Below are 21,256 nucleotides of genomic sequence, written 5' to 3'. Positions count from 1 at the left end.
ACTTTTAATTATTGTCTTTTAAGGGTAATGATGTTTTGAAGCCCGATGTTCCTCTTACAAATGAATCAATTAAAAAAGTATAACTTTTATTCAAAAAACAGGCTGAACATAATGGTATGTAACGAAAGTTTACTGATTGGCGAAGAAAACGGTTGATTTTCGGGAACCAGCACATTACCTAATGAATTGGATATCTTGATCTCGGGCGAAAGCTTAAAAAATTCAAAATAAATATCGCAGCCCAGGCCGGCTTCATATGAAGTATACCCGGTTTTGTTTTTAACTAATTTATCAAGCATATCCAAATTAGCGTCATTCTTTTTAGAGCCGATGGCGTGCGAATATTTCACCCCGCCTAAAATATAGGCCCGGAAATCCCCTATCCTGTCTGATTTTATCTTGAGCGATAAAGGCACATCAATAGTGGTTGTTTGCACTTGTTTTGTTACGCTTTCGGTAGTATTAATATAAGTATAGGTTAAGTTGCGATCGGCAAAAACCAATGATGGGGTTAACCGTGCCTCTAAATGCTCGGTTAAGCGATACCGTGTCAGGAAACCAACAGAAAAGCCGGGCAGGTTTTTTGAGCTGATGCTATTTAACTGATCGGTAACGGGCAAACCGGTTTCCGGATCGGTAAACGGGGTGCGCCAGTCGGGCTTTTTTGTAATTTTAAAATCGCTACTTACATAGGCAAAGCTAAAGCCAAAGCTGAGGTCCTGCAGATCAGCCCCGCCACCCCACGCCGGTACCCTTTGTGCAAACAACAAATTGCCGCACAGCATCAATATAAATATGATAAGGCACCGTGTTAAACTCATTTAATACCCGTGTATATTGAACATATGCCAAACGCCAAAGGCCGGTGTTTGGTATTTTTAAAACCAACCTTATCCATCAAAGCAATAAAATTCTTCCCATCGGGAAAGGCAGCCACCGATTCGGGCAGATAGGAATATGCCCTTGCATCTTTACTAAACAGCTTGCCAATGCCCGGTGTAATATAATTGAAATAAAAACTATAAAGCTGTTTTACCGGGAACACCTTCGGCTTTGAAAATTCAAGCACCACTGCTTTGCCGCCCGGCTTTAATACCCTTTGTATATCGGCCAGCCCATTTTCCAGGTTTTCAAAATTACGCACGCCGTAAGCTACCGTAACCGCGTCAAAGCCATCGGCATCAAAAGGCAGTTTTTCTGAATCTCCCAATTTCACTTCAAACCTGTCGGCAAGGTTGCGTTTTTGTATTTTCTGCTCGGCAATATCAAGCATTCCGCGCGAAATATCAACGCCGATTATCTTTTGGGGGTTGAGTGCCTTTAAAGCCTCAAACGCAAAATCGCCAGTACCGGTAGCCACATCCAGTATCAGTTTCGGCTTATCTTTTTTTAACTCGTTGATGGCTTTTTTACGCCATATGATATCAATACCCAACGATAAAAAGTGGTTCAGAAAATCATACGTCTTTGATATATTATTGAACATATCAGCCACCTGTTCTTTTTTGGTAGCCTGCTGATCGTGGTAGGGAGTTATAGTTTTGCTCATTTTTATAGTGGTGACAAAGATAGTGATTGTATATTGATTGAGTTTTTATTTGGTTGGATTAAGTTACCGGGTTGTGTAAATGTTAAGTCAATTCATTACTTTTAAAAACCAATTTATTAAAACCAAGTACAGGGGTACATCCCAAAAGATGACCATGGTTTGTTAGTTCTCTTTAATTAATTTATTGTTATACACATTAATCTTATCCATGAAAGAAAAACAAGAGTCGTCACGCCGCAGTTTTATTAAAAAATTAGCTACCACCACTGCAGCGGTAGCCGCAGGCAGCAGTTTATTAGCCGCCGAAAATAAGGTAAAACCTTTTTCCATACTTAAAAGGCCGCCGGGCAACAGTTTAAATGATCAAATCAACATTGCACTCATAGGCGCAGGTGGTATGGGCACACAGGATGCAATTGTAGCGCTACAAATTCCGGGGGTTAAATTGGTTGCTGTTTGCGATCTTTATGATGGGCGCCTTAATGATGCCAAAACCCGCTGGGGCGCTGATATTTTTACTACAAAGATTTATAAAGAGATACTTAACCGTAAAGATGTTGATGCCGTTATTGTTGGCACGCCAGATCATTGGCATCAGCAAATTTCTATTGATGCCATGCATGCGGGCAAACATGTATACTGCGAAAAGCCAATGGTGCATTCCATTACCGAAGGCCCTGCTGTAATAAAAGCACAAAAGGAAACGGGCAAAGTTTTCCAGGTAGGCAGCCAGGGGGTGTCATCATTAGGGAATGAAAAAGCTCATGAGCTATTGAAAAGCGGCGCTATCGGTCAGTTAAATTATGCCGAAGGTTTTTGGGCCCGCCGCGAGCCGCTTGAAGTTTGGCAATATCCTATTCCTGCCGATGCGTCGCCACAAACGGTTGATTGGGAAACCTACGTTAGCAATACCAAAAAACGCGACTTTGACGCCAAACGCTTCTTCCGCTGGCGCAACTATACCGACTATGGCACAGGCATGGCCGGCGATCTTTTTGTGCACCTGTTTTCAAGCCTGCACTTTATTACCGGGTCAATGGGCCCTAACAAAATTTATGCAGCGGGAGGCCTCCGTTTCTGGAACGATGGCCGCGAAGTACCCGACGTTTTGCTGGGTACATTTGATTATGGCAAAACACAGGAGCACCCTGCCTTTAATTTATCTTTACGCTGCAATTTTGTAGATGGCACCAGCGGTACAACCTATCTTAAGCTGGTAGGCAGCGAGGGCTCCATGGATATTACCTGGGACAAGGTGACCCTGAAAAGGAACAAGACCTTTGGATCTGACGACCCTTTTTACCTGGATAAGCTTAAAAAAGCGGGCAGCGGCTACGCCGAACGAAAAAAAATGCTGCCGCCCGAAGAAATAGTTTATGATGCCGAAAAAGGTTACCTGGGCGGCCCTTATGACCACATGAACAACTTTTTTACAGCAATAAGGAACAACGGCAAAGTAACCGAAGATGCTATTTTTGGCTATCGTGCGGCTGCCCCGGCTTTGCTGTGTAATGATAGTTACTACAATAACAGCCCAATGTTTTGGGATCCTGAAAAAATGCATTCCATTAAAAAATAACATATACCTCATCATATGAAGCATCAACTTAAAAAAATTGGTTTGATATTGGCCGCGGTCGGCCTCGTTTGTGTACAAACTTCGGGTATTCCGGCAAATGAACCGGTACTGGTAAAAAAAACAGCAGCAAAAGGCGGCTGGGTAAATTTGTTTGATGGTAAAACTCTAAAAGGCTGGCACAGCTTTAATAAAACAGGACCGGTAAAAAACTGGACCATTGTTGATGGCGCGCTGGTGTGCCTGGGAGCTGCACAGGGCGATACGGGTGGTGACATTGTTACCGATAAAGCCTATACCAATTTTGAACTTTCATGGCAATGGAAAATTGACAAAGGCAGTAACAGTGGTGTATTGTACCATGTAATTGAAGATGCCAAATACCCGGCAACTTATGAAACCGGTCCGGAGTACCAGATTATTGACGACTATGGCTGGCCCGATAAACTGGAAGAATGGCAGAAAACCGGCTGCGACTATGCTATGTACCTGCCCAACGAAAAAAAGAAATTAATGCCGGTTGGTCAATGGAACACGAGCAAGATCATATTTAACAACGGGCATGTGGAGCATTGGCTAAACGGCGCCAAAATTGTTGAATTTGAAGCATGGACCGATGATTGGAAAAAGAAAAAAGCCGAGGGCAAATGGAAAGACCACCCGGATTATGGCAATGCAAAAACCGGCCTGATAGCCTTGCAGGATCATGGTCATAAAGCTTATTTTAAAGATATTAAGATAAGGGAACTGTAAGATAACAACAGGAATGTTATTATTTTTCCACTTCCCTAATCAAAAAGAAAGCGGATTATGTCCGCTTTCTTTTAAACTGTATCTTCGCGACTAAACATAACCTAAACCTTTATTATGAAAAAAAAATGCCTGATCCTTATTAGTTTATTTGTTCTGTTTGTTTTTAATGTAAAAGCTCAAGATAGTTACCAACCCGGCTTTGCGATTTTGAATGATGGAACCCGCATAAGCGGGCTCATTTCTATATATGATAAAGACCCCTGGTTTAATCAGCTTTTTATTTACCTTAAAGATTCTGCTGCAGTTGCCACAAATCCCAATAAAGACATAAAAGCCAAAAAATACAAAGCCGACGAGCTTAAATATTACAAAATTGGCGATCGGACCTTCACAAAGATCCATTACGTTGATATGGAAAATTTACAAACAAAAAGCCTTGGATCAAATAACCAAATGATGGAAATATTGGCTTTAGGCAGAATCAATGCTTATCGGTTTTATCCCTATCCGCAAGATACATTTGTAAGTTTAGGTGGTGCTACTATAGAGGAGCAAATCAAAAAAGATCATGATGAAAAGATCAAACATTGGAAACTGTTAGCTCAAAAAGGTAGCGATGAAAAATACAGAAACGTTTTTGACTATGATCTTCAAAAATATTTTGAAGACACACCGGAGGTGTTAGAGAAATATCAAAAAGGCGCATATGGTAATGAACCTATTTCTGCTAAAAAAGGGCTGGCTGCAAGAATGATGAGCATGGCGAAAAAAGCGGCTTACATGCCTATCCAATGGGAATCAATAGTGGCAGCAATTAAAGACTATAATCAAAAAAATATAGCTACAAAATAATAAGGTTTTGAGGGAACTTTAATGGATAACTAAAAGTACGTAATTGCAATCTCTACGCAGGCAGGTCGGCTATGGTGTTTTATACATTGTCATCCGCTCTGTACAGCATATAGATTGCTTCGTACCTCGCAATAATGTTTCTCCGATCAATTACTTCAACAATCCCAACAACCCTTCAATATCCAGCCTTCTTGTGTACATGATTAACTCTCCGTTGGCATCAGTTGGCCACTGCTCTTTAGGCCGGTCCCAGTACAGTTCTACGCCGTTTTCATCAGGGTCGTTGAGATATATAGCTTCCGACACACCATGATCTGATGCACCGGTTATCTGGTAATTGGCATCTATTAATCGCTGCAACGCTACCGCCAAATCTTTTCGCTCCGGATACAAAATAGCGGTGTGGAACAATCCCGGCGCATATTCAGGAGCAGGCGGCGCGCCTTTACTTTGCCAGGTATTTAAGCCAATATGGTGATGATAACCGCCGGCTGATATAAAAGCTGCCTGATCGCCATACATTACTACCTTCTCAAAACCCAGTAAACCACAGTAAAAATCAAGCGAGCGCTGCAGGTCGCTTACCTTTAAATGCACATGGCCAATACGCGTTTGAGCCGGTATTTTATATTCGTTCATTATTTTACATGTTTAAACATCAAATTTATTTATAATTGTACTATTATTTGTTGGTTTATTGTAAACAAGCATGAGTGTCATTGCCATACAAATCCAATCAACTTTAAAGCTCATCAACGCACAACTAAAAATACTACCTTTGCAGCATGATTGTTAAATCGGCCGAATTTATTTGCAGCAACACCCAAATTTCTAAATTGCCGCCACCGGTAAAACCGGAGTATGCTTTTATAGGGCGCTCAAATGTGGGCAAGTCATCTCTTATCAATATGCTTACCGCAAAAAAAGGGCTGGCCAAAACATCACAAACACCGGGTAAAACTCAGCTTATTAATCATTTTTATATTAATGAAAGCTGGTATATTGTTGATTTACCCGGCTATGGATATGCCCGGGCCTCTAAAACAGAGAAAGCCAAATGGGATAAATTCATACATACCTACCTGGACAAACGGGAAAGCTTGCAATGCGTAATGGTATTGATTGACAGCAGGCTGGAGCCCCAAAAGATCGACCTGGAATTTTGCAACTGGTTAGGCGAAAAGGGGCTGTCGTTCGTGCTTGTATTTACCAAGGCTGATAAACAATCAAGCATAAAAACAGACCAAAACATCGCCAAATTTAAAAAGGCCCTGTTAACTACTTTTGAGGAAGCTCCACAATATTTTGTTACCTCATCAGAAACACAGTTAGGCCGCGAAGAGATTTTGGCTTTTATTGACAATATAAATAAGCATTTTGTAATACCCGCTTATAGTTCCGGTGAATAGCGCGAAGGAAGGGGTGTGTTATTAATCATGCAGGCATTAATATAATTGGTAAGGCTTTTGCCATGCAATATCATACCATACAACCCCAAAAACTAACAGTTCTTTGAACGTGATTTCCATCGACAAAACCCTTATTAAATTATATTGTAGATTTTTGTTGTAGTGAATTAAATTTGGTGATCGAAATAGATGGACATCACCATAATCACGACGAAACGGTTAAAGTTGATCAATTAAGAGATCAGGAACTTGCAAAGCATAATTTAACTGTGGTTCGTTTTAGAGAAAATGAAATAAGAAAAGATATCGTTAACATTTTAAGAACGATTGAAAAACATATTATAGAACACACCTCTCACCCCTTTCAGGAGGGGAACTGATATTTGTTATGAAAAAATACCTTTCATTAGTAACATTTGCACATACCATTTTTGCCATGCCGTTTGCTTTTATCGGCTTTTTTTTGGCAATTACTACAACACAAAACCATTTTGATTGGCTTAAACTGATTTTAATGGTGCTATGTATGGTGTTTGCCCGCAACTCGGCCATGGCCTTTAACCGCTATCTGGACAGGGACATTGATGCGCAAAACCCACGCACCAAACAGCGCGATATTCCCTCGGGCCGTATCAGCGCTTCGGCAGCTTTAACTTTTACACTCATCAATTGTGCATTGTTTATTGTGGCAACCTGGTTTATTAACCCCTTATGCTTTTACCTGTCGCCGGTTGCTTTATTTGTGGTAATGGGTTACAGCGCCACAAAACGCTTTACGGCACTTTGCCACCTTGTTTTAGGGTTAGGGCTGTCCCTTGCCCCCATCGGCGCTTACCTTGTTGTAACAGGTGCTTTTAATTTAACCCCTTTATTTTTCTCACTTTCGGTTTTATGCTGGGTAAGCGGCTTTGACATTATTTATGCCTTGCAGGATGAAGACTTTGACCGCGATATGAAACTGCATTCGATACCTGCTTATTTAGGCAAAGTAAATGCTTTGCGGTTATCTACTTTTCTGCATGTGCTTTCGGCGCTGTTTATTATAATGCCGGCATTTTCTACACATGTGGGCTTTCTGTATTACATAGGCATACTATTTTTTTGCACCATGCTCATTTATCAGCATCTGCTGGTAAAACCTAACGATCTGAGCCGGGTAAACTTCGCCTTCATGACCACAAATGGTATTGCCAGTGTAGTGTTTGCTGTTTTGTTTTTGCTGGACAGAGTATGGATACATTAACCGCGCTTAACAAATTCCGTGAACACGCGAAAACATTTGTTTCGCTTGATGACGCGGAATGGCAAGCTTTGTTACCCCATTTAGAAATAAGCACCCTTAAAAAAAAGGAAAATTTTATAGAGCCGGGCAAAATATGTAACCATATAGCGCTTATTGTAAAAGGATCTGTCAGGCTTTTCCATGTAAAAGATGGTGAAGAAATTACCGGTTATTTTTGTTTCGAAAACGAGTTTACAAGTTCATACAAAAGTTTTTTAACTCGTAAGCCCAGCACCAGTTATATACAAACTTTAGAAGATACCCGGTTTGTAAGCTTAAACTACAATGCTGTGCAGCAAATTTATGGTGATGAACTGATTGGAAAGAAAATGGAACGATTTGGCCGGCTGATAGCTGAACATTACCTCATCTGCTATGAAGACCGTGTTACATCGTTCATTACTCAAACTCCCGAAGAACGGTACAATAAATTGCTGGAAACTGGCGGTGAAGTTTTACAGCGCATTCCCCAGCATTATATCGCCAATTTTTTAGGGATAACCCCCGTTTCCCTATCCCGCATCCGTCGCAGGATCATGAGAATAAGCGCATAACTCACCCAAAGCCTTTCCAAAGCACGGTGCTTTAGTCCTTTTGTTGCCTTATCGGGTTGTACCTCCTGCTCCTTTGGAGACAGCGGGGATGATGTATTTTTCTTATCTTTTGTTAACGTTTTGATTTACAAAGGGCACATACCTTTGCTATACACAAAAACGAAAACAATATGCATACTATATTAGGAGCTGGCGGCCCGGTGGCCAACGCGCTCACCCAGGAATTAATAAGTAATAACGAAACCGTACGATTAGTAAGCCGCAAACCTGTACAGGTAACAGCAGCAAATGTAACCTGGCAAAAAGCCGACCTGTTAAATTACGATGAAGTTTTATCAGCAGCCACAGGGGCAACGGTCATTTATCTTGTTGCCGGATTGGTTTACGATGCCGTTATATGGAAACAGCAGTGGCCTGTCATTATGAAGAATGTGATAAACGTAACTAAAGTAACCGGTGCCCGTTTGATATTTTTTGATAACGTTTACATGTACGGTCTGGTCAACGGCGCCATGACTGAAAATACGCCCTATAAACCGAGCAGCATCAAAGGCGGCATACGCGCGGGTATTGCCAGCATGCTGATGGATGAAGTAAAGGCCGGAAACATCAGGGCGACTATTGCCCGGGCTCCTGATTTTTATGGTACCAGCTCTACCAACAGCTTTGTTGATATGATGGTGTTAAGTAATTATGCTAAAAAGAAACCGGCACAATGGATTGGCAATCCTGATAAAAAACACAATTATATCTACATTCCTGATGCCGGCAAGGCTATGTTCCTGCTCGGTCAAAATCCGGATAGCGACAATCAGATATGGCACCTGCCCACGGCCCCTGCTATAACCGGCAGGCAGTTTCTTGATATTGCGGCAAGCGCATACCAGGTTAAACCAAAATACATGCGCATCCGTAAATTCATGCTTTGGATTTTTGGCCTGTTCAACAAAGTGATCAAGGGCGCTGTAGAAATGTATTACCAGTTTGATCATGATTACATTTTTGACAGCAGCAAATTTGAAAAGGCTTTTAATTTTAAACCCACCAGCTATGCGGATGGCATAAAGCATATGTCACAAACGTTTTATAAGCCTGTTTAGGAACAAAAAGTGTTAAAAACTGCAAAAAAGTGCCGCGTTTCTTGACTTTTGGACCAAAAAAACTTCCTTACTAATCTGCATATTTGCAAATCTGTAATTTGAATATCAACAATTATGATCCACAAAAAAACAAGAACATACATTCCGGCAACACTTGATATTAAATGGGAAAACCTCGAACCTATTTATAAAGAACTGCTTAACCGCCCCATTAATTCAGTTGAAGAACTGGAAAAATGGCTGCATGATAAAAGTGAGCTCGAGGCCGCTTTAGAGGAGGATTTCGCCTGGCGTTATATCCGTATGACCTGCGATACGGCCAGCGAAGAACTGTTGCAAAGCTTTCAATATTTTGCTACCGAAATTGAACCTAAAATTGCCCCTTACGGTAATGATTTGAATAAAAAACTGGTAGCCAGCGAATATGTTGATAAGCTCGACGGCGAAAAATATTTTATCTTTTTACGTGCCGTTAAAAAAGCGCTTGAACTGTTTAGGGAGGAGAATATCCCGGTACAAACCCAGATACAGGTTGAGCAGCAAAAATACCAGTCTGTCACCGGCGCCATGTCTGTGAATATTGACGATAAGGAGTTTACTTTAGAGCAAGCTTCGGTGTTTTTAAAAGGTACCGACCGCGCAAAACGCCAGGAGGTTTGGGAAAAGATAACCAACCGCCGCTTGCAGGACAAAGACCAGCTTGATCAGTTATTTGATCATCTGCGTAAATTAAGGCACACGGTAGCCCTAAACGCCGAGTTTGAAAACTTCAGGGATTATATGTTCCAGGCGCTGGGCCGTTTTGATTATACCCCGCAGGATTGTTACGCGTTCCACGCGGCTATTGAAACCGAAATTGTACCCATCTTGCGCGAACAGGCCGAAAAACGCAAAGAGGCACTTGCCCTGCCTGTATTGAAGCCCTGGGATATGGATGTTGACATATCGGGCAAACCGGCCCTGAAACCATTTAATAATGGAAATGAACTGATAGAAAAGTCTATACAGTGTTTTAGCAACATCAATCGCTATTTGGGCGAACGCCTGGAGATCATGAAGGATAACGGCCTGTTTGATGTGGAGAGCCGAAAAGGTAAAGCACCCGGCGGATATAACTATCCTCTGTCTGAAACCGGGGCGCCGTTCATTTTCATGAACTCGGCCAATACCTTCCGCGACCTGACCACTATGGTACACGAAGGAGGGCACGCGGTACATACCTTCCTTACTGCCGACCTGGAGCTGAACGATTTTAAACATTGCCCCTCGGAAGTTGCAGAGCTGGCCTCCATGTCGATGGAATTGATCTCTATGGATAAGTGGGATGTATTTTTTGATAACGAGGAAGACCTTAAACGTGCCAAACGCGACCAGCTGTTTGATGTGTTAAAAACACTGCCCTGGGTAGCCGTGGTGGATCAGTTTCAGCATTGGATATATACCAACCCTGACCATACTGATGCCGAACGCAGAGAGGCCTGGATACAGATATACGAGCCCTTTGGAGCCGGTTTTGTTGACTGGAGTGAACACCCGGAAGCCGAGGCCAACCTGTGGCAAAAGCAGTTGCATATTTTTGAGGTTCCCTTTTACTATATAGAGTATGGCATGGCTCAGTTGGGCGCTATAGCCGTTTGGAAAAACTATAAAGAAAACCCCGAAAAAGGCTTACAGCAGTATCTTAACGCATTAAAGCTGGGCTATACCAAAACTATTAAAGATATTTATGAAACAGCGGGCATTAAATTTGATTTCAGCGCTGCTTACGTAAAGGAACTCGCAGCATTTGTTAAAGCCGAAATGGATAAGATAAGCTAAGGCTTAATGAACGGAATGCAAAAGAGCTGCCCTAAAAGGTGGCTCTTTTGGTTTACACCCCTGTTTAGATGTCTGCTTTTTTGATTGCCAAACACATCGGGCGAACACTTACGAACATCTTTCATAAGCACATACAGATTTTTAAATCACCTAAACTATGCTGACTATCAACACCATAGGAATATCAAAAGATCAAATATCAGCCGTTGGCTAAAACTAATTGCGCTTTCACAGGTTTAAACATCTATGAAAAAGATCATTTTAAGTTTAACACTCCTGTTGTTTACCGTTACAGTCTTTGGTCAAAAGCTTAAGCCGGTAAAATTAGATAGTTTGGTTACCGTATCGTTACCTGCAAACTTTCAGAAGAAGGATACTTTAGGCCAGCAAATATATTCGGGGAATGGCGCATTTGGGTTTATGATCGTAATACGGGCCCAAAACGCAAGCAACAACGCCCCCTTAAAAAAAGAAAAAGACCTTAATAACGTATTAAAAACCTACATAGAAGGCATTCAAAAACAATCGGGCAATGGCAGTGTCATGAACCCGCGCGACACGCTGATCGGTAAACTGGAGGGCAAAGTATTTACCCTTAGGGTTGATAACAGCGGCTCAACCGGCGATCCTGTACAACTAAGGCAATTTATATTGTTATATACTCAGGATGCCACTTACACTTTTCAATATTATTATGAAGAACAGCGTAAAGACCTGGTTAAAGACGAGCTGAAGGCTTTTACCAGTTCAATTAAACTGGCGCCCGACCTAAAACGGAACGACCAGTATATCTCAAACGCCAAGGGTTTATCAACACCGGCAAAGGTTGGCATTTTTGGCGGGCCGCTCATTATAGTGATCATTATCATCATGATTATGCGCAAAAAAAGGCGACAAAATGCTTAATTTAACAAATTTCAGACCCTAAATCGCTTGTTTTTTTGAAAAAAGCGATGCAATAAAAAAGTCGCGGTTAGTAATTGCTAACCGCGACTTTTTTATTATCACAACTATTTCTTCAGCGTGGTAATTAACCCGGTGTTCCACTTAGCGGTATGTATAAATTGTTTACTGTCAAGCCAGCTTAACCACAGTACTGTAACGATTACACCAATCACCGATCCGGCTATTACATCCTCAAAAAAATGCTGACTTAAATACATTCGGGAGTAGCCAACCAACATGGCCACCAGCAAGGCCGCTATGCCCCAGTTCTTATTTTTACATAAATAAGTGATAACCACAGCCGCCGAAAACGCCGTAACGGAATGCCCCGAAGGAAAACTGTGCACGCTCCATACCTGGAGCCCCTTTACAAAATGAATATGGCTAAGGTCGTGGCTAAAATATAATTTTGGTCGGGGGGCATCAAAAATGTGTTTTAATACCTGGGCCACAATACTGGTTACAGCATAACTTGTTGCCAGCAAAAAAGCATTGCGGTAATTGAACAAAGCTATTATAGCCGCTAAAATAATCACTGTAAGCCCCTCGCCAATATCAGTGATGTATGGCATTATGGCGTCGGCCCATGAACTGTTCAGCGCGTTTACGGCGTAATATATAGTTTCGCGGCTGTACAGAAATTTAATGATCAAACACGAGCAAAGCAACAGCAGATAGAGTATAAAAAACGGGCTTATCCTGTATAAAACATCTTTTAGTCCTATCTTCATGGCGCAAAATAAGCATATACTGATTCAAAGCAAAAAAATGATTATGTTTGAATTTGAGTTGAACTAATTAATTGAATTAAATGTCGAAAAGCATATTTCGTAAAAAGTCTGTAGCCAAAATATTAAATGATGTTGATTGTGGATTTAGTGACAGTGAGCACCCCGGAACAGCAACATCTCAACTCAAAAAAGAATTAAACGTTAAGGACCTCACCCTGATGGGCATAGCCGCCGTTGTAGGCGCAGGCATATTTTCAACCATTGGCGAGGCTTCATTTCATGGCGGTCCCGCGGTTTCTATTTTATTTATCGTTACAGCTATTACCTGCGGGTTTTCGGCACTTTGTTATGCCGAATTCGCGTCGCGCATACCGGTTGCAGGCAGCGCTTATACCTATGCCTATGCCTCGTTTGGCGAGCTTATCGCCTGGATCATAGGCTGGGACCTTTTAATGGAATACGCCATAGGTAATATTGCCGTAGCCATATCCTGGAGCGAATATTTTGTTAACCTGCTCGAAGGCTTTAATATCCACCTGCCCAAGTACCTCACTATGGATTATGTTTCGGCATTGCGCGGGCATGAGCAGGTACTGGCGGCCGGTAATAACCTGGCCGACATCAGCGACCGGGTAAAGGCAGCAGCGCTGGCCTGGAACAGCGCGCCGGGCTTTGGCGACCTTAAGCTGATAGCTAACCTGCCAGCTTTGGGTATCGTTTTTATTATCACTTACCTGGTTTATATAGGTATCCGCGAAACAAAAAAGGCAACCAACGCTATGGTTGTTTTAAAAATAGTAATTGTTATAGCCGTTATTGTTATCGGCTTTTTTTACGTAACACCGGCCAACTGGCACCCGTTTATGCCTAACGGCTTTAGCGGGGTAATGAAAGGCGTATCGGGCGTGTTTTTTGCTTATATAGGCTTTGATGCCATATCAACCACGGCCGAAGAGTGCGAAAGACCACAGCGCGACCTGCCGCGCGGCATGATCTATTCATTGATCATATGCACCGTGCTTTACATTCTGATAGCCCTTGTGCTCACCGGCATGGTAAGCTATAAAGACCTGCAGGTTGGCGATCCGCTGGCATTTGTATTTGCAAAAGTAGGGTTACACAACATCAGCTATGTGATATCAATAAGCGCGGTTATTGCAACGGCAAGCGTTTTACTGATATTCCAGCTGGGCCAGCCCCGCATATGGATGAGCATGAGCCGCGATGGCTTGCTGCCAAAGGCTTTCTCGCGCATACATCCCAAATTTCACACTCCGGCCTTTGCCACTGTTGTTACCGGTTTTGTGGTGGCAGTACCGGCATTATTCATGAACCTTACCGAAGTTACCGACCTAACCAGTATAGGCACCCTGTTTGCATTTGTGCTGGTATGCGGCGGTGTACTCCTGCTTCCGCGCGAAGCTGCCCAGCAGGGTAAGTTTCATTTGCCATATGTGAACGGTAAGATAATCATTCCCATCATTACCTTTATTATTTTGGGCTCGTGCATTTACTTTAAACCCGCCCCGCAGGTTGAAATGATGCAGTTTAAAAAGATAAAAGATAAAACAGAGATCATTGAAAGTTTGGATGCTGCCGATAACGCGGCGCTGTTAAATACCTGCAATACTTTTTTTGGCAAACAAACCATAAGCAATGCCGATGCCGCCAAATATTTCAAGGAGCTGGAAGAAGATAAATTCAACACCGCGTTAAGGGCTACAGGCTCCATCAATGAAGCTAAAAAATATCACCTGGGCCTTGATGGTTTCCTGTACAACTTCCCTAATTACCTGTTCTTTATCCTCATCATCATTATCAGCATCTATAGCTTTATCAAGAATTTCTCGCTGATACCAGTTTTAGGGCTCATGAGCTGTTTTTATTTGATGACAGAGCTTGGCTACACCAACTGGCTGCGTTTTTTAATATGGCTGGTTATAGGACTGGTTATTTATTTTACCTACAGCTATAAAAACAGCGTACTGGGCCGCGAAGCCGAAACAGCGTAAGTTGGGTGAGCCGGGGTTGTAATGAGCAGCCTTTAAGGGAAAATAAGGTGTAAAATTGGCGGCCGAAGCTAAGGAGGTCAAAGGATTCTTTTATTAAACAATGAATTCATGCAGAACTTGTTCTCTTTTTTCGATGAAGGCAAACGCCTCTTGAATAGCGGTAGCAATAGGTTCAGCACAACGATTTTTTTCTAAAAAGCGGTTATATCCAAAGCGAACTCAGCAATAATATTTCTTTATCTTTAATTACCAAACAATAAACAGTTGATTATGTGGATATGCCCGGTATGCCAGCGTGAGTTTTCAATAAACAACCAGGTTCACTCCTGCCGGGAGCGTGACCTGGCCGATTTTCTGCAGGGGAAATCAACACATACCATCGAACTTTTTGATCATCTGATAACCGAATATCTGCAAATAGCACCCATAAAAGTATATCCTACCAAAAGCATGATCGCTTTAGGTGCGCGGGTTAATTTTGCCTACGTTACGCAGCTGGGTAAAAACTTTATTGATGTTGTATTTCCTTTTAATGAAATTCATGACGATAACCTCTGCTTTACCAAAATAAAAACAGTGCCCGGTACTAATGATCACAATCATCACTTCCGAATGTATTTTAAGGATGATATTAACGATGAGGTTAAAAAATACATGAAAATGGCTTATGAAAGAGGGAAATAGGCAAAGGAATTTGCCATTCCACGTACAGAGGCCTTCGCCCGCGAGTGTTGGGCAAGCTCAAACTGACAGGCCGCTTTAAAGCCGCATTTTATTGCAAAAACACATCAGGTGTTTATCTGTGTTTAAATGATCTATTCCGGATAAGTTTTCTTGTGTTTTTTGCCCGTTAGCCATTGCTGGGCCTTCCAGGTAATGTATGCCGATCCCACACCCACAACGGCCCCTCCTAAAACATCGCTGGGGTAGTGCACACCCAAATACATGCGCGAATAGCCCACCGCGCCGGCATATAAAAACGAAGGTGCTATAACATACCATTTAGGCACAGCCAAACTCAATGAGGTAGCGGCAGCAAAAGCAAAAGAAGTATGGCCTGAGGGGAATGACGCGTCGGTTGGCCCGGGAAATTCCTTAACCGTTATTACGTCTGGGTGCGCAATATAAGGCCGTGTACGCCCAAATACCTTTTTTAGTAAAAATGTGGAACCGCCAGCAACAAGTATTGATGCACCTGCCTGTAAACCGCTTATTTTAAGGTCGTCGTCGTGGTTAACAAAACCAGCTATCAATAAACCCGCCGGTACAGCGGCATCCACATAAATAGCTTTTTTGGTAATAAATCTCCAGCTTTTATCGGCGCCCGGACTAATCGGTCCGTTAATGCCTTTCAGTATGTTTAAATCAGGTCCCTGGGCATATAAACTGGTAATAAACAGTAATAATGCCCAAAATGTTAATAGTGTTTTCTTCACTGCGTTTATTTACAAATGCAGTAAAGATTAATAAACATTCTGTAGTAATATTGTATTAATACAGGATTAATGATTTTTTTAACTGAGCAGATTTTTTTAATGAGTATCCTTACTCCTTCGGCAGCATTTAATTTACCCGGTGTATCTCAATGGCTTCAGGGATCGACAGCATCAGCGGAACTTTTTCAACCGTAACAAAGCTCAGGTCAAGGCCAAAACCGCGCTCTTCTGATAAGCTCACCTTTTTAAGCTGCACATAAAAATCCATAATGAACCGCTCATAAAACGACAGGCTATGCGAGCGCGACAGTACTTTCTCGATCACCACAAACCTGAAATCGCCTACTATTTTGTGCTTGTTCAATGATTTATAATGACTGGTAATATCAACCTCGCCCTTTTTAACCAGGTCTTCCACCACTCTTCTAAACAACAGGTTTATTTGCTGTTCAACCCTGAAACCCAGTTTAAAGTCAATCCTGATCACTTTATTTGGCACCAGGAACTCCACCTCATACTCACGTTTATAAGGCTCATCAACCACGTCAACATGCACCAGCCAATATACATCGGCACGCTTGGGCTGCTTTTGCAATATGGAGTAAACTATTTTTGATTCTATTTCTGAATTAAAGTTGGCGCTTGTTAAGTAAACCAGCTGCGAAGCGTATTTGGGTACGGTTTCATCGGCACTTAACTCCTTTAAAATATCAAAGTAATCATCAATACCAACAAACTTCACGTAACGGTTTCTGATCTTGCGGGCGGTATGCCATGTCCACATTACGGTAAACAGTATAAAGCCAATTGATAAAGTAAACCAGCCCCCATGCACAAACTTAACCAGGTTACCCGCAAGGAAAGTTCCTTCAATAATGAGGTAAATAATTAAAAATACGGTAATAATATAGGTGGGCACTTTTTTGCGGCGCAAAAATTTTGAGACCAGTATAGTGGTCATAAGCATGGCTACGGTTATACTTAAACCATAGGCGGCTTCCATCTTGTCTGAATGGCGAAATATTAAAACCACTCCCAGGCAGCCTGCCCAAAGTATCCAGTTAACACTGGGTACATATAACTGGCCTTTTTGGTCAGATGGGTAATTGATACGCACCTTTGGCCAAAGGTTTAACCTTACTGCTTCGGCAATAAGCGTAAACGAGCCTGATATAAGCGCCTGGCTGGCAATTATAGCCGCTACTGTGGCAATACCTATTCCAAATATCAGGAACCACTCAGGCATTATCTTATAAAAAGGGTTATTGATATTTAAATTGATAACGCTGCCATTACGCTGCAGTAACCAAACCGCCTGGCCCAGGTAGTTTAATATTAAGCAGGCTTTTACATATATCCAGCTCACACGGATGTTGTCTTTACCGCAATGGCCAAGGTCTGAGTATAAGGCCTCGGCCCCGGTAGTACACAAAAATACCGCGCCCAATACAATGAACGCGTTGCCGCTTGTGCTGGTACTAAGCAATTCATACGCGTAATAAGGGTTTAATGCCCTGATAATTGACGGCGAATGAGCAATATAGGTTATACCCAGCACACCCATCATGGTAAACCATATGAACATGATTGGCCCAAAGGCCTTACCCACCAGCGAGGTGCCAAATTGCTGAATGATAAATAGGACGGTTATGATAGCCATCACAATTTCAACAGTGGGCAATTCGGGATAATATGACTGCAAACCCTCAATGGCTGATGATATGGTAATAGGCGGGGTAATTATGCCATCGGCAAGTAAAGCGCATCCACCCACAACCGCGGGTACCACAAGCCACTTTGCCTTTCGGCGCACTAAAGAAAATAGTGAAAAAATGCCGCCCTCCCCTTTGTTATCGGCACGTAAGGTAATTACCACGTATTTTAATGTGGTTTGCAGCGTAAGCGTCCAGAAAATCAGGGAGACACCTCCAAGTATTAATGTTTCTGAAATTCGTTGCTGACCAACTATAGCCTTAAATACGTATAGTGGGGAGGTACCAATATCACCGTAAATAATTCCTAAACTGATGAGCAGTCCGCCAGCGCTCAGTTTTTGCAGATCTTTATGGTTCGACACTTTTATATTTTAAAAGCTGCAAAAATATCATTTTTTTCGGTTAAACTTAAATAATCGTTAAACGTATAAAGAAAAACCACGTCTAAACTGTATAACAGACAGATTTTGTTAAAATTTGTTAAAAAACTTTATAAAAACATCATTTTTTTACTTGATGAGGGCTTTATTTATACTTTTGTAATCGGGACTTAAAAATGAGGCGAAACACTACTTACTCTTTTATTTACACATGTACGCGGTTTGTGCTAATTGCGCTGGCAATTTTCATGAACCTTGCTTTTGTGGCTGAGGTTAAGTCTGCCCGGTTTATAACCGATACCACCTACCTGCGTGTTTCAAAAGGTAAGTCAACAAAAACATCTTATTTAAAAAACGGGCTGCACCTGGTACTGCCGCCGTTAAAGCCCGCGGTAACATCAAGCGTAAAGGTAAGTGTATCGCGGCCCGAAGATAAGCTGCTTAATGATGTACAGCTGTACCCCAACCCGGTTACCGATCAGATCAATTTAAAATATACCATATCGCGCAATAGCAATGTTACCATAAAAATAATGGATGTGCTGGGTAACGATATTACCACGATGTTTTCGTCGAGGGTTGATTCAGGCGATCATAACATCAACTATCCTATCAATAACAAGCTCACCCGCGGCTTTTACTTTGTACGGGTAGTAGCAGGTACCGAATCTGTTATTAAGCGTATCTCCGTATTGTAATTTGATTCCGGATTTGGGATGTTCTATTCCGCATCTATTTTTATTTCAGATTTATTTTAGATTTTTGAGCCGCTGAATAAATATTCATTAACGAATTTAAAATGAAGATAATTGCCATTGGCCGCAACTATGCCGAACATGCCAAAGAATTAAATAACCCGGTACCCGCGGTTCCGGTGATTTTCATGAAACCCGAAACCGCGATAATCAAAGACAATAAGCCTTTTTATCACCCCGATTTTTCTGACGATGTACACCATGAAATTGAGATCATTTTAAAAGTGAGCAAAGAAGGCAAACACATCAGCGAAAAATTTGCAGCAAACTATTACGAGGAAATTGCCTTAGGAATTGATTTTACTGCACGCGATATACAAAGCCGCCATAAAGAAAAAGGCCTGCCCTGGGAGCTGGCCAAAGCATTTGACGGCTCCGCCCCTATCAGCGCTTTTATACCGAAAAGTAAATTTGCCGCTATTTATGAACTAAATTTTAAACTGGACATTAATGGCGAAACACGCCAGCAGGGCAATACCCGCGACCTGTTGTTCTCGTTTGAAAATATCATAGCATTTGTTTCACAATACATCACCCTTAAAAAGGGCGATCTTATATTTACCGGTACCCCGCCCGGGGTATCAAGAGTGAAAGTTGGCGACAGACTTGAAGGTTATCTGGAGGATGAAAAATTGCTTGACTTTTACGTTAAATAAAACATGACTAAAAAACGCTTGATTATAGGTGTATTATGCCTGGTATTTAATTTGGGTATCAATGCACAAACCATACAAAGCCGGCCATATCCGCAAAACTATTTCAGATACCCGCTTGATTTGCCGCCAAGCACGGCCGGCTCTTTTGGCGAACTGCGACCCCAGCACTTTCATTCGGGGCTTGATTTTAAAACCAACCAGCGCACCGGCTACCCGGTACATGCCGCTGCCGATGGATATATCTCGAGGGTGCGGGTGCAGTTTGGAGGCTTTGGCAGGGCCATTTATATTACCCACCCAAACGGATACACTACCGTTTACGGGCATTTGCAAAGTTTTTCGCCAGCGGTGGCAGCCATTATAAAAGCCTACCAATATGAACACCAAACCTACGAGGCCGACTTTAAACTGCCCCCAACCCAGGTACCTGTTCATAAAGACGAGGTGGTTGCCGTATCAGGCAATGCAGGGGCATCGGCGGGTCCGCATGTGCATTTCGAGATAAGGGATACCCAAACCGAAGAAACCATTAACCCGCAGCTGTTTGGCTTAACCATTCCGGATAGGGTGCCGCCTACTATCACTTCTATAGGTATCTATCATTTGAACAGCAGTCCCTTCAGCGAAAAAACACAAAAGGAATTTTTAGCGGTGACCGGCGCAGCAGGCAATTACCACTTAACAAAGCCCCAGGTACTGCACCTGAGCGGTTATATTGGCTTTGGTATTAACACCACTGATATGAACAGCGTTTCGGCCAACCATAACGGCATATACTCGCTTGAGCTTAAACTGGATGGACAAACCGTGTATACCTTCGCGGCTGAGCGTTTTGCCTTTGACCAAACCCATGCCATAAACGCTTATATTGATTACCCGGCGTTTACGTCATCGCGCAGGTGGATGCAGAAGTGTTTTATATTGCCGGGCAGCCATATATCGCTTTACCCGCAGTCTGTTAACCGGGGTATTGTTACTTTTGATGACAATGCGCTGCACGAGGTGGAATATGTTGTAAAAGACGCGGCGGGCAACACCTCTTCATTAAAATTAAAGGTACAATCCGAAAAATTTATTCCGGTGGTTAATAAAATAGCGGGCACTTTATTCCATTTTGATCAAAAAAGTGAGTTTAGTACCGATAAGGTAAAGGTTACCGTTATGCCCGGCAATTTATATGACGATCTGGATTTCACCTATGCGGTATCGCCAAAGCCGGCGTCAGGTTTTTCGCAGGTACATCATATTCATAACCGGCTCACCCCTATACATGACAGTTATGACCTTTGGATTAAGCCCGATGCCGACCTCGGTCAGTACGCGGATAAGGCGGTTATTGTAAATACGCTGAATGGCTGCCAGGGCGGTTATTACCAGGATGGCTATGTAAAATCAAAAGTAACCACCTTTGGCGATTATTTTATAAAGATAGATACCCTGCCGCCGGTTATTCGTGCTTTAAATATCCAAAACGGGAAAAACATGGCCGTTGCCAAAAGTATTAACTTTCGCATTGGCGATAACCTGTCGGGCATTAAAAGCTATATTGGTACTATTGACAATAAATGGGTTTTAATGGAATGGGATTATAAAAGTAAAATACTAAGTTATACCTTTAATGGCGAAATTGCCGCCGGTAAACACGTATTTAAACTCACCGTTGGCGATAACAAGAACAATTTTTCGGAATTTACAGCAGATTTTTACAGATAGTACTAACTACTTGATACTAA

General features: G+C 42.2%; 20 protein-coding genes and 1 pseudogene. 15 read left to right on the top strand and 6 right to left on the bottom strand.

All coding sequences use genetic code 11. The features are described from left to right. Positions 1 to 86: 86 nt before the first annotated feature. Both porT and ubiE read right to left on the bottom strand, forming a co-directional pair. Complete coding sequence (porT, locus tag J2W55_RS02240; RefSeq protein ID WP_310091455.1) at positions 87 to 821, bottom strand: type IX secretion/gliding motility protein PorT/SprT; 735 nt, start codon at positions 819 to 821, stop codon at positions 87 to 89. Next, positions 818 to 1,549, bottom strand: coding sequence for a bifunctional demethylmenaquinone methyltransferase/2-methoxy-6-polyprenyl-1,4-benzoquinol methylase UbiE (gene ubiE, locus J2W55_RS02235; RefSeq protein WP_310091453.1), 732 nt, complete (start codon positions 1,547 to 1,549; stop codon positions 818 to 820). Before ubiE ends, porT begins: the two co-directional genes overlap by 4 nt. Before the next feature lie 208 nt (positions 1,550 to 1,757). Between ubiE and J2W55_RS02230 the strand changes: the two genes are divergently transcribed. From J2W55_RS02230 to J2W55_RS02220, 3 genes are all read left to right on the top strand, one after another. Beyond that, on the top strand, positions 1,758 to 3,128 hold the full coding sequence (locus J2W55_RS02230; protein ID WP_310091451.1) for a Gfo/Idh/MocA family protein: 1,371 nt from the start codon (positions 1,758 to 1,760) through the stop codon (positions 3,126 to 3,128). Positions 3,129 to 3,143: 15 nt separating this feature from the next. Continuing rightward, the gene (locus J2W55_RS02225; protein ID WP_310091449.1) at positions 3,144 to 3,878 is read left to right on the top strand and encodes a 3-keto-disaccharide hydrolase; all 735 of its coding nucleotides are present in this window, start codon (positions 3,144 to 3,146) and stop codon (positions 3,876 to 3,878) included. Between the two features lie 114 nt (positions 3,879 to 3,992). Further along, complete coding sequence (locus tag J2W55_RS02220; protein WP_310091447.1) at positions 3,993 to 4,730, top strand: hypothetical protein; 738 nt, start codon at positions 3,993 to 3,995, stop codon at positions 4,728 to 4,730. A 150-nt stretch (positions 4,731 to 4,880) separates the two neighbouring features. On the opposite strand, the gene J2W55_RS02215 is transcribed toward J2W55_RS02220, so the two are convergent. Continuing rightward, complete coding sequence (locus J2W55_RS02215) at positions 4,881 to 5,369, bottom strand: VOC family protein (protein WP_310091445.1); 489 nt, start codon at positions 5,367 to 5,369, stop codon at positions 4,881 to 4,883. A 146-nt stretch (positions 5,370 to 5,515) separates the two neighbouring features. Here J2W55_RS02215 and yihA point away from each other — a divergent pair, with 146 nt between their 5' ends. From yihA to J2W55_RS02180, 7 genes and pseudogenes are all read left to right on the top strand, one after another. Next, the gene (gene yihA / locus J2W55_RS02210) at positions 5,516 to 6,139 is read left to right on the top strand and encodes a ribosome biogenesis GTP-binding protein YihA/YsxC (RefSeq protein WP_310091443.1); all 624 of its coding nucleotides are present in this window, start codon (positions 5,516 to 5,518) and stop codon (positions 6,137 to 6,139) included. Positions 6,140 to 6,273: 134 nt separating this feature from the next. Beyond that, positions 6,274 to 6,519 (top strand): annotated as a pseudogene (locus tag J2W55_RS02205) (endonuclease domain-containing protein); the annotation flags it as partial. Positions 6,520 to 6,527: 8 nt separating this feature from the next. Further along, positions 6,528 to 7,382 carry a UbiA-like polyprenyltransferase gene (locus J2W55_RS02200; protein WP_310091441.1) on the top strand — a complete coding sequence of 285 codons (855 nt, stop codon included), beginning with the start codon at positions 6,528 to 6,530 and terminating at the stop codon, positions 7,380 to 7,382. Next, positions 7,370 to 7,975, top strand: a complete 606-nt coding sequence (locus J2W55_RS02195; protein WP_310091440.1) for a Crp/Fnr family transcriptional regulator — start codon at positions 7,370 to 7,372, stop codon at positions 7,973 to 7,975. The genes J2W55_RS02200 and J2W55_RS02195 overlap by 13 nt, the downstream gene beginning before the upstream one ends. Before the next feature lie 170 nt (positions 7,976 to 8,145). After that, positions 8,146 to 9,075 (top strand): NAD-dependent epimerase/dehydratase family protein, encoded by a 930-nt coding sequence (locus tag J2W55_RS02190; protein ID WP_310091438.1) that lies wholly within the window; start codon positions 8,146 to 8,148, stop codon positions 9,073 to 9,075. Positions 9,076 to 9,189: 114 nt separating this feature from the next. After that, positions 9,190 to 10,893: a M3 family oligoendopeptidase gene (locus J2W55_RS02185; RefSeq protein WP_310091437.1), complete on the top strand. Its 1,704-nt coding sequence runs from the start codon at positions 9,190 to 9,192 to the stop codon at positions 10,891 to 10,893. Between the two features lie 246 nt (positions 10,894 to 11,139). Then, the gene (locus J2W55_RS02180) at positions 11,140 to 11,799 is read left to right on the top strand and encodes a hypothetical protein (protein ID WP_310091435.1); all 660 of its coding nucleotides are present in this window, start codon (positions 11,140 to 11,142) and stop codon (positions 11,797 to 11,799) included. Positions 11,800 to 11,903: 104 nt separating this feature from the next. On the opposite strand, the gene J2W55_RS02175 is transcribed toward J2W55_RS02180, so the two are convergent. Next, entirely contained in the window at positions 11,904 to 12,569 is a 666-nt protein-coding gene (locus J2W55_RS02175; RefSeq protein WP_310091433.1) for a phosphatase PAP2 family protein, read from the bottom strand. 80 nt (positions 12,570 to 12,649) lie between these two features. Here J2W55_RS02175 and J2W55_RS02170 point away from each other — a divergent pair, with 80 nt between their 5' ends. Next, on the top strand, positions 12,650 to 14,581 hold the full coding sequence (locus J2W55_RS02170) for an amino acid permease (RefSeq protein WP_310091431.1): 1,932 nt from the start codon (positions 12,650 to 12,652) through the stop codon (positions 14,579 to 14,581). A gap of 270 nt (positions 14,582 to 14,851) precedes the next feature. Further along, the gene (locus tag J2W55_RS02165) at positions 14,852 to 15,265 is read left to right on the top strand and encodes a DUF5655 domain-containing protein (protein WP_310091428.1); all 414 of its coding nucleotides are present in this window, start codon (positions 14,852 to 14,854) and stop codon (positions 15,263 to 15,265) included. Positions 15,266 to 15,396: 131 nt separating this feature from the next. Here the strand turns inward: J2W55_RS02165 and J2W55_RS02160 are convergent, their stop codons facing one another. Then, a complete protein-coding gene (locus tag J2W55_RS02160) occupies positions 15,397 to 16,017 on the bottom strand; it encodes a phosphatase PAP2 family protein (RefSeq protein ID WP_310091426.1) in 621 nt (206 codons plus the stop codon). 127 nt (positions 16,018 to 16,144) lie between these two features. Further along, positions 16,145 to 18,094: a KUP/HAK/KT family potassium transporter gene (locus J2W55_RS02155; protein WP_310091424.1), complete on the bottom strand. Its 1,950-nt coding sequence runs from the start codon at positions 18,092 to 18,094 to the stop codon at positions 16,145 to 16,147. Between the two features lie 194 nt (positions 18,095 to 18,288). On the opposite strand from J2W55_RS02155, the gene J2W55_RS02150 reads away from it, so the two are divergent. The 3 genes from J2W55_RS02150 to J2W55_RS02140 all read left to right on the top strand — a co-directional run bounded on the left by J2W55_RS02150 (position 18,289) and on the right by J2W55_RS02140 (position 21,236). Beyond that, a complete protein-coding gene (locus J2W55_RS02150; protein ID WP_310091422.1) occupies positions 18,289 to 18,810 on the top strand; it encodes a T9SS type A sorting domain-containing protein in 522 nt (173 codons plus the stop codon). Between the two features lie 101 nt (positions 18,811 to 18,911). After that, positions 18,912 to 19,523, top strand: coding sequence for a fumarylacetoacetate hydrolase family protein (locus J2W55_RS02145; protein ID WP_310091420.1), 612 nt, complete (start codon positions 18,912 to 18,914; stop codon positions 19,521 to 19,523). A 3-nt stretch (positions 19,524 to 19,526) separates the two neighbouring features. After that, positions 19,527 to 21,236, top strand: coding sequence for a M23 family metallopeptidase (locus tag J2W55_RS02140; protein WP_310091418.1), 1,710 nt, complete (start codon positions 19,527 to 19,529; stop codon positions 21,234 to 21,236). The last annotated feature ends 20 nt before the right edge of the window (positions 21,237 to 21,256 follow it).

Origin of the sequence: Mucilaginibacter pocheonensis (assembly GCF_031456535.1) — a bacterium.
GTDB classification, from domain to species: Bacteria; Bacteroidota; Bacteroidia; order Sphingobacteriales; family Sphingobacteriaceae; genus Mucilaginibacter; species Mucilaginibacter pocheonensis.
The sequence above is the reverse complement of the archived record's forward strand: the minus strand, read 5'-3'. Positions and strand labels throughout refer to the sequence as shown.